Genomic DNA, 14,210 nt, shown 5'->3' on the forward strand with positions numbered 1-14,210 from the left:
TATCAAAAAATTCATATACTTTTGTCGTCAGAAATTAAAGGATTATGGCTAAGAATTTAGTGATTGTGGAGTCGCCTGCTAAGGCAAAAACTATAGAAAAATTCCTGGGAAAAGAATATACAGTAGCATCCAGTTTTGGACATATTGCTGATTTGCCTTCCAAAGAGTTGGGAGTAGATGTTGAAGGTAATTTTGAACCTAAATATATTGTTTCTAAAGATAAAAGAGATGTTGTTAAAAAACTAAAAGATCTTTCTGAGAAGGCAGATATGGTTTGGTTGGCAAGTGATGAGGATCGAGAAGGAGAGGCAATTGCATGGCATCTTGCAGAAACCTTAAAATTGGATAAAAATAAAACGAAACGCATTGTGTTTCATGAAATTACAAAAAACGCAATCCTAAAAGCTATAGAAAATCCTCGCAGTATAGATTATAATCTGGTAAATGCGCAGCAAGCCAGAAGGGTTTTGGATCGTTTGGTAGGGTATGAGCTATCGCCGGTTTTATGGCGAAAAGTCAAAGGAGGATTGTCTGCCGGTAGAGTGCAATCAGTATCTGTGCGATTAATAGTAGAAAGAGAACGGGAGATATTGGATTTTAGCGCAGAGGCTTCGTATCGAATTGATGCAGAGTTTTCTAATGAAGAAGGTAAATTTTTTAAAGCTAAACTGCCAAAGAATTTTAACACAAAAGAAGAAGCCCAGGTATTTTTACAGAAAAACCTCGGAGCGTCTTTTAAAGTAGCAGATTTATCTACAAAACCAGCAAAAAAATCACCAGCACCACCATTTACAACCTCTACTCTGCAACAAGAAGCTTCAAGAAAATTATATTTTTCTGTTAGTAAAACAATGACCATGGCACAACGGTTATACGAAGCAGGGTTGATTACATATATGAGAACAGATAGTGTAAATCTATCTGTAGAGGCTCAAAATGGCGCAAAAGCAGAAATAGACTCTGCGTATGGGCAAGAGTATAGCGAGCCAAGGCAATACAAAGGTAAAACCAAAGGAGCTCAGGAAGCTCACGAAGCTATACGACCAACAGACTTTTCTATGCATAGTGTAGATGTAGATCACGATCAGCAACGATTGTATGAATTAATTTGGAAACGAGCTATTGCTTCGCAAATGAGTGATGCCAGATTAGAAAGAACCAATGTAAAAATAGAAGCCAATACACATAAAGAGCAATTTACAGCCAATGGAGAAGTAATAAAGTTTGAAGGGTTTTTGAAAGTATATCTGGAAGGGAATGACGAAGAAGATGAAGAACAGGAAGGGATTCTTCCTGCAATGAAAGTTCAGGAAAACTTGTTTAACAGCTATATTTCTGCTACAGAAAGATTTACTAGACCACCTAGTAGATATACAGAAGCTGCGTTGGTTAAAAAATTAGAAGAATTAGGAATAGGAAGACCATCAACGTATGCCCCTACAATTTCCACAATTCAAAACAGAAACTATGTAGAAAAAGGCTCTAAAGAAGGAGAAGAGCGAAAATACACGCAGATGATCCTTTCTGGGGGGGCTGTTAAAGAAAAAAAACTATCTGAAAAAGTAGGTAGTGACAAGGGGAAATTGATCCCAACAGATGTGGGAATGGTAGTAAATGATTTTCTGGTAAACCATTTTGCTGCGATTCTGGATTATAATTTTACAGCAAAAGTAGAGCAGGATTTTGACGAAATAGCCGAAGGACAAGAGGATTGGACTCATGTAATGAGAGCGTTTTATCAAGAATTTCACCCAAGAGTAGAAGATGTTTCTCAAAATGCAGAAAGAGAAGTAGGAGAAAGGGTATTGGGCGAAGACCCGTCTACAGGTAAAGTAGTTAGTGTGCGATTAGGCAAATTTGGACCCATGGTTCAAATAGGTAGTGTTGAGGATGAAGATAAACCAAAGTTCGCAAGTTTGCCCCCGGGTCAAACATTAAGTGGGATTACTTTTGAAGAAGCAATGGATCTTTTTCAACTGCCAAAAGAGTTGGGAGTTTATAAAGGAGAAACTATAGTGGTAAACAATGGTAGATTTGGACCTTATGTGCGTTTTGGAGAGAAGTTTGTCTCCTTAGAAAAAGGAGAAGACCCTCTGAGCACTAATTTAGACAGGGCTATCGAGTTGATAGATGCTAAAGAAAAAGCAGATGCCCCTGTGTATATGTATGAAAACCTTCCGGTTCAAAAAGGGACAGGGAGATTTGGACCTTTTATTAAATGGAATGGAATATTCATTAATGTGAATAAAAAATATGATTTTGATAATCTTTCTGATCAAGATATAATTCATCTTATCGAAGAAAAGAAACAAAAGGATATAGATAAAGTTATTCATAATTGGAAAGACGAAGGGATTCGGGTAGAGAAAGCAAGATGGGGGCGTAGTAATATTATAAAAGGTAAAGTTAAAATTGAATTACCAAAGACTGTGGATGCAGCAAAATTGACTTTGGATAATGTAAAAGACCTTATAGAAAAAAATGCACCAAAGAAAAAACCTGCACCAAAAAAGAAAACTATAGCGAAGACTGCTAAAAAGAAATAAAATATGTCTTTTGAATTTCTTGTGCCCGTTAGTAATTTAGTTGTAGCTCATACTGAAACACTTTCTGAGCACACATTGGGAAAACAAATTAGAATCCATACAACAGAAGATGGATTTCCGGATTTAGAGAAAACAAATATTGCTATTCTGGGTATTCGTGAAAACAGAAATGAAGTTAATTTTTCTGGAGAAGAATTAAACTTTGATAACATTCGCAAATCACTATATGAACTTTATCCGGGTAATTGGAGTACAAATATAGTAGATCTGGGAGATGTTGTACCGGGAAACGAAGTTAGCGATACCTATTATTTGGTGCGCGAAGTGCTGTCTGGTTTATTAAAAAAAGATATTATTCCTGTTATTTTGGGAGGTAGCCAGGATTTAGTATATGCCCAATATAGATCTTTTGATGTTTTGGAGCGCATGGTCAATTTAGTGAATATAGATAGTAAATTTGATTTAGGTAACTCTTCTCAATCCATAACAAACATATCTTATGTAAGTAAAATTATAGTTGAGCAACCGTATAATTTGTTTAACTATAGTAATATAGGATATCAAACATATTTTAATGCACAAGAAGAAATTGATCTAATAGAAAAACTATATTTTGATGCATATCGCTTGGGAGAGGTTATAGCAGATATAACTATAGCCGAACCTATTATGAGGGATGCAGATCTTGTATCTCTGGATTTAGGGGCTATAAATTCTTTAAGTCTGAGTGGGCTTGTTTCTTCTCCTAATGGTTTTGACGGTCGGGAAATATGCGCTATTTCCAGATATGCAGGTATTAGCGATAAAGTTAAAAGTTTTGGTATTTATGAATTTAAGAATTTTAAAAATGAAACAACAACAACATTATTAATAGCACAAATTATATGGTACTTTATAGAAGGAGTTAACTACAGGTCTAATGAGCTTAATATAAGAGAATTAAAAAGCACATTACACTATAATGTTCCTGTCGAAAACGAAATATTATCTTTTTACAAAAGTGCAATGACCGGAAGATGGTGGATAGAAATACCATTTATTTCATCTGGGAATAATAAATTGCAAAGACATACGTTATTACCATGCACATACAACGATTATGAGCGTGCTTGTAATCAAGAAATACCTGAAAGATGGTATAAGGCAAAACGAAAAAACGAAGTTTAACATTTTTATTAGGCTGATTTAAGGTTTTTTTTGGAAAAAAATTGTTTTTCTGGAAATAAATAAATAGGTTTACGTCCTTAAATCTAGAAGATCTTAACCTAAAACACGTTATGAAGAAATTTGTATCACTATTTGCTATTTTAGCAATGCTCTACAGTTGTGGCGGAGGAAACCGAGGAGAACTGGTTGGAGCACAAGGAAAAAAATGGCACCCCGAAAAACCGTATGGTATGGTTCTCATCCCCGGAGGATCGTTCATTATGGGTAAATCGGATGATGACAAAGCAGCTATCGCAAACGCTCCCACAAGAATGGTTACTGTTCGATCATTTTATATGGACGAAACTGAAATCACAAACAGTGAGTATCGACAATTTGTAAGTTGGGTTCGTGATTCTGTAGTTAGAATGAGATTAGCAATAATGGCAGATGATCTGGGTAAAACCCCGGGTGATGATGGTATCGGAGAATATGCATTCTTAGATGCAGATACCGAGAATATGTCTGTCTATGAAAAATACATGTACGATAACTACAGTGGCACAGGAGAGACTGGCTATGAAGGTAGAAGACTCAATAAAGATATAGATATCGAATGGAATGTTGAAGACTATCCGGATGAGTTTTATGCAGAAGTTATGGATACTATGTATATACCATTAGAAGAATCCTATAACGGAAGAAGAACTCTGGATGTAAGTAAATTTCAATTTAGATTTACATGGATGGATATTCAGGCAGCAGCTAGAGCAAAAAAAGGAGGAAGAAAAGATTTCGTAAAAGAAGAAGTAATTGAAGTGTATCCCGATACAACTGTATGGATTAAGGATTTTAATTACTCATACAATGAGCCTATGCATAATGACTATTTTTGGCATAGTGCTTACGATGATTATCCAGTGGTAGGGGTTTCTTGGGAGCAAGCCAAAGCCTTTTGTCGTTGGAGAACCATAGAAAAAAACACCTATCAAAAAAGAAAAGGTAAAGAATTTGTAAATTATTTCAGACTGCCTACAGAAGCAGAATGGGAATACGCTGCCAGAGGTGGCCTCGAATCAGCAACGTATCCATGGGGTGGTCCATACGCATTAAATGATAGAGGCTGTTTTTTAGCAAACTTTAAACCCCTTAGAGGAAACTATGCAGCAGATAACTTTTTATATACTGTAGAAGCCAAAACGTTTGACCCAAATGATTATAACCTATATAACATGGCAGGTAATGTTTCTGAGTGGGTACAGTCGTCCTATGATCCGGCAGCATACGAATATGTTTCATCAATGAACCCAAATGTCAATGATGACGAAAATAAACGTAAAGTCGTACGTGGTGGATCCTGGAAAGATGTTGCTTATTTCCTACAAGTAAGCACAAGAGATTATGAATACGCTGATTCTGCGAGGAGTTATATCGGATTTAGAACCGTTCAGGACTATATGGGTACTGACGTGACTGGAGAAGCTAATACTCAGAATCAAAAATAAGTCCCAAAATTTTCTATCAAACTTAATTACTAACCTTTTTTTAAAACTATTGATTTAAAAAACAAAACAAAATTTATTATGGCAAATTCAAAAGCAAGCAAGAAATTAATGAATATGGTATACGGTCTGGGAGCAGCCGTTGTAATATTAGGTGCACTTTTTAAAATTATGCACTGGCCATTAGGTAATGAAATGCTTATTGTTGGTCTTATTACAGAAGCATTGGTATTTACAGTTTCTGCATTTGAACCAGTAGATAACGAATTAGATTGGTCTCTTGTGTATCCTGAACTGGCAGGAGGAAATAAAAAAGACAAAAAAGAAAAAGAAGCAACTCCAGAAGGTTTGTTGTCTAAAAAATTAGACGAGATGTTAAAAGAAGCTAGATTAGATTCTAATCTTATGAACAGCCTTGGTGAGAGTATTCGTAATTTTGAAGGTGCTGCAAAAGGTATTGCTCCAACAATAGATTCTATTCAGGGGCAACAAAAATATAGTGAAGAAATTACAAGAGCAGCTGCTCAAATGGAATCTTTAAATAGCTTGTATAAAGTACAGTTAGAGTCTTCTGCACGCCAGGCTGAAGCTAATCAGGCAATAGCAGACAATGCAACTAAGCTTAAACATCAAATGGAAAACCTTGCTAGTAACCTTTCTTCTCTTAATGGAGTATATGGTGGTATGTTAACTGCAATGAGCAGAAGTTAACATTTTTATTAATTAATTATTTTAAAATAACTACCAAAAATCTAAAAAGAATGGCAGGAGGAAAACTATCCCCAAGGCAGAAGATGATTAACCTAATGTATCTGGTTTTCATTGCAATGATGGCACTAAACATGTCAAAAGAAGTATTATCAGCTTTCGGTTTGATGAATGAAAAACTAACCGAATCAAATACACTGTCTACGCAACGTAATAGTGCATTTATGGCAGGATTAGCTGAAAAAGTTTCAGAACAACCAGAAAAATACGCTCCGTTAAAAGAGAAAGCAGATCAAATTAGTGCTTTATCAAATGAATTTAACACTTATTTGGATAAAATTAAAGCCGAATTATTAGAAGGAAGAGACAACCCAACTGATTATGAAGCGATGGATAAAGGAGATGAGCTAGATACCAAATTTTTTGAAGGTGGAGTTATTACTGCATCCGCACAAGAGTTTTTGGATAATGTATCCAAATATAGAGATGGTGTTTCTTCAGCAATACGATCTGTTAAAGAAGTAGAGCCAGCAGTAGCTGACGATGTAGAAAAAACTTTTAAAACTGACGATGTTAAAGATGGTGATGGAGTTACTAAAAACTGGCTAAAATATAATTTTGAAGGTTTCCCATTAGTTGCTTCATTAACCAAACTAACACAGATGCAAGCAGATGTTAAGACAACCGAAAGCAAAGTGCTTTCTGCCTTATTAGCAGGTCAACAAGCTTCTGAACTTTCATTTAGTAACTATGAAGCGATAGTAGTTCCGGATAAAACAGCTTTTTTTAGCGGAGAGAGTTTTAAAGGAAGAATCGTTCTTGGACGTTTTGATGCTACTCTTAAGCCAACCAAAGTAATGGTTAACGGCAAAGAGCAAACGGAAGTTAATAATGGACAGATTATGTTGGATTTTCCAGCAGGTAATGTTGGAGAAAGAGAAATAGATGGTGAGCTTCAATTTAAGGAAGGAGACTCTATAGTAACTATTCCTATCAAAAGTTCGTATGCAGTTATTCCTAAACCAAATTCAGCAGTTATCTCAGCAGATAAAATGAATGTGGTATATCGTGGGGTAAGTAACCCAATGACAATCTCTATTCCTGGTGTACCAACAGTTAATGCATCTGCTCCTGGATTAAAAAAACTTGGCGGTGCAGGTAAATATGTGATGGATGTAACTACTGTACAAGCAAGAGAAGTAAATATTCAGGTTAGTGGTAAGTTGCCAAACGGAGCTTCAGTAAGCGATAGCAAGAAATTTAGAATTAAAGATATCCCAAGACCAGTAGGAACCATACGTGGTGAAGATGGATCTATTAAAATGGCTAGAAATGCAGTTGAAATTTCTTCTATAGGGGCTATCTTACCCGATTTTGATTTTGATATCAAGTTAACAGTAACTGGATTCAAATTTAAAGTAGAAGGGCAACCAACTGTTAGTGTTAATGGAGGTAGATTGGATTCTAAAGCCAAATCTGCATTGCAGAAAGCTAAAAGAGGTTCTTCTATTCAAATTATTGACATAAAAGCACAGTTAACTACCAATGCCGGATATAAATTGAAAAAAATATCTCCGGTTATTGTAGAGTTAACCAATTAAAAAAATAAACTTACGAGTTATGAATTTGAGAAATTTTGTATTAACCGTTTTTGGAGTATTAGTTTCTTCTATTTCTTTTGGGCAGGCTAACGTTTTGAACGCTAGTAGCCCTAGCGAGATTGGTAAGAAAACACAAGAGCAGATCTTATATGATAATGACCGCCCGTTAGAGTATGGTTATGTAGATAAACGTGATGTATTGTGGGCAAAGTCCACATGGGAAACTATTGATCTGGACGAGAGAATAAATTTTCCCTTGTACTATCCTATAGATACTTTTAATATTGGGGCTAACCGTCGTTCTCTTTATGATGTGTTAATTACCAGTATCAAAAATGGTAAAATAAAAAACATATATTCAGATTCATACTTTACCGAAACCCGTACTTTTGAAGATCTTAAATCAACAATGTCCAAAATAGACACTACAGATTTAGGATACGAGCAGTATAATGCAGGTGAACAAGTAGATCCACAATACATTAATAGAAGGGATATTACATCAGCAGATATTGCAGAGTACAAAATAAGAGGGTACTGGTATTTTGATAAACGCCAGGGAGAGTTAAGATATAGATTACTGGGATTGGCTCCTGTTGCTCCCGATGTTAACTTTATCAATGATGATGAACCAGATATGGTTGCTTTATTTTGGATATGGTACCCTGATGCAAGAGAAGTATTTCATAACGCTATGGCATTTAATAGAAAAAATACTTCTATGCCTTTTACTTATGATCACATTCTTAATGCAAGAAGATTTAATTCTGTAATCTATAAAGAAGATAACATCCAAGGAGATAGAGAGATTAAGGATTATGTGATAGATAATGCCTTGATGCAACTTCTGGAAAGCGAAAGAATTAAAGAAAGTATTAGAAACTTTGAAATGGATATGTGGAGCTATTAAAAGTTCTGTGTTCATTTAATAATACTATGTAAAACGCCTAACTATAGTTAGGCGTTTTATTGTTTTTGAATCAATAACCTCGCAAGTTCACGAGGTATACCCTCGGGGAATTAGGTCCTCAATGAGGGAATTATACCATTTTAACTTTGAAATAGTGCGTATAGAAATTGAATTTATTTTTTAAGTATTCAAGGCAAAAAGCTTGTGCCAGACTTGATCTGGTATCAAGCATAGCTGTAGTTACGGTTATATTTTTTAACGAAGAATAGATAAAAAAAAATAATTTATTAGTGCTATTTCAAAGTTAAAATAGTATTAAACTCAAAAAATAAATGATTGTAGATTATATTGTTGTTGGATTTGGTTTGTCGGGATTGTCTTTTGTAGAACAATTAGAAAAAAATAATAAGTCTTTCATGGTGTATGAAGACTCTTCTCAAACATCATCACGTGTAGCTGGGGGGATTTATAATCCGGTAATTTTAAAACGTTTTACTCTGGCCTGGGAAGCATCCGAACAACTTAAAAATGCTCTGTTGTTCTATAAAAATGTAGAAACAAAACTTCATAAAACATGGATAAAGGATCTTCCTGTATTGCGCAGATTTAACAGTGTAGAAGAACAAAATAATTGGTTTGAAAGCTGTGATAAACCCGGATTAAGAGATTTTTTATCATCAGAGTTGGTTCGAAGTAATAATCCGGCTATAGATGCCCCGTTCCATTATGGAAAGGTAAAGAATACCGGAAAAATTGATATAGGCAATATGTTGTTTTCTTATTTAGAATATCTTCATAAAAATAATAATGCTATAAAAGAGTCTTTTGAGTATGATAAAGTAGAAGTAAAAGAAGGGTTAATTTATTATAAAGATATTATTTGTAAACATATTGTATTTGCCGAGGGATTTGGAATGAAAAAAAACCCATTTTTTAATAACCTTCCGTTGCATGGTAATAAAGGGGAGTATATTATTATTAAATCCGAAGCGTTGCAATTAAAAGAAGCTGTAAAAAGTTCCGTTTTTATTATTCCGTTAGGAAAAGACACCTATAAGGTAGGGGCAACTTATAATAATGAAGATAAAACTGCCGAAACGACTATACAAGCCAAACAAGAATTACAAAAAAAAATAGATCGATTTTTAACAGTACCTTACAGCATTATAGATCAGGTTGCAGGGATAAGACCTACTGTTAGAGACCGTAAGCCATTGGTAGGAACCCACGCCAATTATCAAAACATTCATATCTTAAATGGTTTAGGAAGCAGGGGGATATTAATAGGACCTACAGCTGCAAAAAAATTATATGACCATATAGAAAATGGAATCTTATTGGATAAAGATATTGATATTAAAAGGTTTAATCCTTTATTAACAAGCTAATTACCTGATAGTGCCTCAAAAATAAAATATATTTTCAGGAAGCATATCTTGTTATGTTTACTCTTAGATTATTGATTTAAGATAAACGCTCTTTTTTTTTGTAGTGCATAAAAAAGTTGATCCATATATTTCTGGACAACCTTAAAATTACTGGTAAAAAAACGATTAGTGTTCCTGCTATTGCAAAAAAAGAAATAACTAAATTTAATTTTAATCCCCAATGGCTAATCACAAAAGCAGCTACAGCAAAAGCAATTCCTACAGGATAACTAACATACATAGCACCATAAAAAAAAGACGGCTCTATTTTATATTTAGTGTCACAATGGCTGCAACGTTCATGCATTTCTAACGTATTACTTAATTTATACGGGTTAGATTCTTTATACATACTCTCTTCATGACAAACAGGGCAACACCCGGTCAGCATACTATAAATTTTAGTTCCTTTTAAGAAATTCATAAGTGTTTTTATTCTAACGCAAAATTAGTCATCTTTGCACAAAATATTCAAAAGCTGATGTTAAACATACATAATTTATCAATTTCGTTTGGAGGAGAGTACCTTTTTGAAGAAATAAGTTTCAGATTAAGTGCAGGAGATCGGGTAGGATTGATTGGTAAGAATGGTGCAGGAAAATCTACCATGCTTAAAATTTTATCTAAAGAACAAGAACCTGACTCTGGTCAAATAGCGATGGATAAAGAGGTCAGGATTGGTTTTCTAAAACAAGATATCGACTTTGTTTTTGGACGTACAGTATTAGAAGAAGCGTACGAAGCTTTTATAGAAATTAAAAAAACAGAACGCGATATAGATAAAATTAATATCCTGCTAGCAGAACGTACAGATTACGAAAGTGAAAATTATAATCAACTTATTACAGACCTGAGTGATCTTACACACCACTATGAAATATTGGGAGGATATAATTATCAGGGAGAGACAGAAAGAGTGTTGCAAGGACTCGGTTTTATGCGGGAAGACTTTGAAAAATTAACAGATACTTTTTCTGGAGGATGGCGAATGAGAATTGAATTAGCTAAGCTCTTGTTGCAAAACAATGATATTTTGCTTCTGGATGAACCCACAAACCATCTGGATATCGAATCTATTATATGGTTAGAAAATTTCTTAAAAAGCTATATAGGAGTTGTCGTTATTGTATCTCATGATAAAATGTTTTTGGATAATGTAACGAACAGAACTATAGAGATTTCTTTAGGGCGTATTTATGATTATAATAAGCCTTATTCTAAATATTTAGTGCTTAGAGAAGAAATACGAGAACAACAACTAGCTACACAAAAAAATCAATCAAAACAGATAGAACAAACTGAAAAGTTAATAGAAAAATTTAGAGCAAAAGCCTCTAAGGCTTCTATGGCACAATCTTTAATCAAAAAATTAGATAAGATAGAGCGTATTGAAGTAGATGAAGATGATAATGCGGTAATGAATGTAAGTTTTCCTATTAGTAAACAACCTGGTAAGGTAGTTATCGAAGCAGATGGAATAGGAAAATCGTATGGAGAAAAGCAGATACTAAGTGATATTGAATTGCTGGTAGAAAGAGGAGCTAAAATAGCTTTTGTTGGACAAAACGGACAAGGGAAAACAACATTTGCAAAAATTATTGTTGATGAAATATCGTATGATGGAGAACTAAAATTAGGACATAATGTAGAAATAGGATATTTTGCTCAAAATCAATCCGAATATTTAGATGGTGAAATAACCGTTCACGAAACAATGGTCAATGCAGCTAACGAAAAAAACCGAAGCAAAGTTAGAGATATGCTAGGTGCTTTTTTGTTTAGAGGAGACGAGGTGGATAAAAAAGTAAAAGTGTTGTCCGGAGGTGAACGCAACCGTTTAGCATTGTGCAAACTGCTCTTAGAACCATTTAACGTTTTAGTGATGGATGAGCCAACAAACCATTTGGATATAAAATCAAAAAATGTTCTAAAAGAAGCATTGCAAAAATTTGAAGGTACCCTGATCCTGGTATCCCACGACAGGGACTTCTTACAAGGGTTGACCAATACTGTATATGAATTTAAGAATAAAAAAATCAAAGAATACCTAGGAGACATCAATTTCTATTTGGAAGAGAGAAGGGTAAATGACCTTAGAGAGATCGAAAAGAAAGATAAGCAAACAGCATCTGTTTCTGTATCCAAAAAAGAAATAGCCAAACAATCCTATCAGGATCAAAAAAAACTGAAATCACTTAACAATAAATTAAGTAATATAGAATCCCAAATCAATAAACTCGAAAGAGAAATTAAACAAATCGATGTGGAATTAGCAATTAATTATGATCAAACTATTACACAACCCGATTTTTTTGATAAATATCAGGCAAAAAAGAAGCTTTTGGCATCTTTAATGAAAGATTGGGAGGTTTTGCAGGAAGAAATGGATGCAATAGATAAATAATTAAGGTTTTATAAAACAAGGTTGATTGTATCTTTTGAAAAAGAAATATTGTCTTTTTCAGTATATCACATACAACTTTTGTTAGTTTAATATTATCCAGAATACTATATGTTATTTTTGTGGTATTTTTGTAATTAGTTGTACATACAACTAGATTTTTATGAATATTTTTGCCCTGATAAATTAAAAGTAAAAGTTATGGAGGATACAAAAACTATAGATTTAAACGCCCATGTGCTATCATGGGTAGGTAAAATTCATTATGACTTTGGATTTCTGGTTCAAAAAGCATTTAGAGAAAATAGATTAGATTTATCCAAGGAACAATGGAGCGTTTTAAAACGATTAAAAGTAAATGATGGACAACCTCAAAATGATCTGGCATTTATTACCCACAGAGATAAAACATCAATGACCCGATTGGTAAATACAATGGAGAATAAAGATTTGGTAGTTCGCAAAACAGATGAAAATGACAAAAGAGTAAATCGTATTTTTCTTACAGATCACGGCAAAAAAGTGATTGAAAAAGTAGAACCTATTATGTTTGATCTCATCCCCAAAGTGCAAGAAAATCTAAGTGAAAAAGAAATTGAAACTTTGATTATGACACTAAAAAAGATAAAACTTAAAATGGAAGAAATAACCAAAGAATAACATTCGGATTTATATTTTAAATTTTATAGGTATCTGCATTATGTATTTTTTATGAGTTTTTTAACTGTGTCGCATAGATGTGGTTAATAGTTTTGTAAGCTTTCCTACATTAAGTATGGTTAGTAAAACATACTATGAGAAAAACTGTACTATTAATTCTTGGAATACTTTTAATTCTGGCATCCATATTTGTAGCTAGAAAAATAATAGATAATAAAAAAAAATCCGGACCAAAACCTGAAAAAATAATAAAAACGGTTTTTGTAGATACAGTACAAAACAAAACAATTTCTATTCAAATTGCCGCCAATGGTAACCTAAAAGCAAAAAGAAGACTAGAGTTATATGCAGAAGTTCAAGGCGTTTTTAGAGAAGGATCCAAATTATTTAAAACAGGAGAAAAATATCAAAAAGGACAAACTTTAATCCGAATCGATGCGTCAGAGTATTATGCAAGTGTGCAATCTGCAAAAAGTAACTTGTATAATTTGGTAACATCTATAATGCCGGATTTAAGACTGGATTACCCGGATATTTTTGATAAATGGCAAGCATATCTTAATTCTTTTGATATAAATAAAACAACACCAAAGCTACCAGAAACCACTTCAGAAAAAGAAAAATATTTTATAGCCGGAAGAAATATATACACTACCTATTATAATGTAAAAAATCTGGAACAGCGTTTAGCAAAATATACTATTTCTGCTCCTTTTAGAGGGGTGTTAACAGAAGCCTTGGTAACAGAAGGAACTCTAATACGGCAAGGACAAAAACTGGGAGAATATATTGATACAGATATTTACGAAATGCAAGTTTCGATTGGTAAAGAATACGGAGATTTACTTCGGGTGGGAGAATCTGTTGAACTTTCTGATCTTAATAAAGTAAAAACATACAAAGGTACAGTAGCCAGAATTAACAGTAGTATAGACTTGGCTACACAAACCATAACCGCGTTTATAGAGGTAAAAGAAGCCTCTTTAAAAGAAGGGATGTATCTGGAAGCAAATCTGGATGCTAAGAAAGAAGAAAATGCAATAGAAATCGACAGGGGGCTTCTTCAGGAAGGAGATAAAATATTTATCGTGAGGGATAGTATTTTAGATATGATAAATGTAACCCCTGTTTATTTTTCAGATAAAAAGGTCGTGTTAAAAGGAATCCCTGATAAAACCATTGTTTTATCCAAAAGTGTTCCCGGAGCATACGCCGGGATGCTAATTAAGGTATTTCAGGAAAAAAATAGAGATAGTAATAATAATGTTCCTGGTGAATCATCTGCTAGTGCGACTAAAAAACGATAGTC

General features: G+C 33.8%; 11 protein-coding genes. 10 read left to right on the forward strand and 1 reads right to left on the reverse strand.

Annotation, left to right across the window (positions count from 1 at the left end; translation table 11 throughout):
* Positions 1–44: 44 nt before the first annotated feature.
* From topA to ACZIYX_RS12475, 7 genes are all read left to right on the forward strand, one after another.
* Positions 45–2,546, forward strand: coding sequence for a type I DNA topoisomerase (topA, locus tag ACZIYX_RS12445; protein ID WP_462682572.1), 2,502 nt, complete (start codon positions 45–47; stop codon positions 2,544–2,546).
* 3 nt (positions 2,547–2,549) lie between these two features.
* Positions 2,550–3,713: a formimidoylglutamase gene (locus ACZIYX_RS12450; protein ID WP_462682573.1), complete on the forward strand. Its 1,164-nt coding sequence runs from the start codon at positions 2,550–2,552 to the stop codon at positions 3,711–3,713.
* Positions 3,714–3,823: 110 nt separating this feature from the next.
* Positions 3,824–5,197, forward strand: a complete 1,374-nt coding sequence (gene porK / locus ACZIYX_RS12455) for a T9SS ring complex lipoprotein PorK/GldK (protein ID WP_462682574.1) — start codon at positions 3,824–3,826, stop codon at positions 5,195–5,197.
* A 78-nt stretch (positions 5,198–5,275) separates the two neighbouring features.
* Entirely contained in the window at positions 5,276–5,905 is a 630-nt protein-coding gene (gene porL / locus ACZIYX_RS12460) for a type IX secretion system motor protein PorL/GldL (RefSeq protein WP_462682575.1), read from the forward strand.
* 50 nt (positions 5,906–5,955) lie between these two features.
* Positions 5,956–7,503, forward strand: a complete 1,548-nt coding sequence (porM, locus tag ACZIYX_RS12465; RefSeq protein ID WP_462682576.1) for a type IX secretion system motor protein PorM/GldM — start codon at positions 5,956–5,958, stop codon at positions 7,501–7,503.
* Positions 7,504–7,522: 19 nt separating this feature from the next.
* Positions 7,523–8,413, forward strand: coding sequence for a type IX secretion system ring subunit PorN/GldN (porN, locus tag ACZIYX_RS12470; RefSeq protein ID WP_462682577.1), 891 nt, complete (start codon positions 7,523–7,525; stop codon positions 8,411–8,413).
* 332 nt (positions 8,414–8,745) lie between these two features.
* Positions 8,746–9,801: an NAD(P)/FAD-dependent oxidoreductase gene (locus tag ACZIYX_RS12475; RefSeq protein ID WP_462682578.1), complete on the forward strand. Its 1,056-nt coding sequence runs from the start codon at positions 8,746–8,748 to the stop codon at positions 9,799–9,801.
* A gap of 76 nt (positions 9,802–9,877) precedes the next feature.
* Here the strand turns inward: ACZIYX_RS12475 and ACZIYX_RS12480 are convergent, their stop codons facing one another.
* Positions 9,878–10,264 carry a DUF983 domain-containing protein gene (locus ACZIYX_RS12480; RefSeq protein WP_462682579.1) on the reverse strand — a complete coding sequence of 129 codons (387 nt, stop codon included), beginning with the start codon at positions 10,262–10,264 and terminating at the stop codon, positions 9,878–9,880.
* A gap of 57 nt (positions 10,265–10,321) precedes the next feature.
* Here ACZIYX_RS12480 and ACZIYX_RS12485 point away from each other — a divergent pair, with 57 nt between their 5' ends.
* The 3 genes from ACZIYX_RS12485 to ACZIYX_RS12495 all read left to right on the forward strand — a co-directional run bounded on the left by ACZIYX_RS12485 (position 10,322) and on the right by ACZIYX_RS12495 (position 14,208).
* Positions 10,322–12,244, forward strand: coding sequence for an ABC-F family ATP-binding cassette domain-containing protein (locus ACZIYX_RS12485; RefSeq protein WP_462682580.1), 1,923 nt, complete (start codon positions 10,322–10,324; stop codon positions 12,242–12,244).
* Between the two features lie 198 nt (positions 12,245–12,442).
* Positions 12,443–12,901, forward strand: a complete 459-nt coding sequence (locus ACZIYX_RS12490; protein WP_462682581.1) for a MarR family winged helix-turn-helix transcriptional regulator — start codon at positions 12,443–12,445, stop codon at positions 12,899–12,901.
* A 134-nt stretch (positions 12,902–13,035) separates the two neighbouring features.
* Positions 13,036–14,208: an efflux RND transporter periplasmic adaptor subunit gene (locus ACZIYX_RS12495; RefSeq protein ID WP_462682582.1), complete on the forward strand. Its 1,173-nt coding sequence runs from the start codon at positions 13,036–13,038 to the stop codon at positions 14,206–14,208.
* The last annotated feature ends 2 nt before the right edge of the window (positions 14,209–14,210 follow it).

Source organism: Aquimarina sp. (assembly GCF_977115655.1).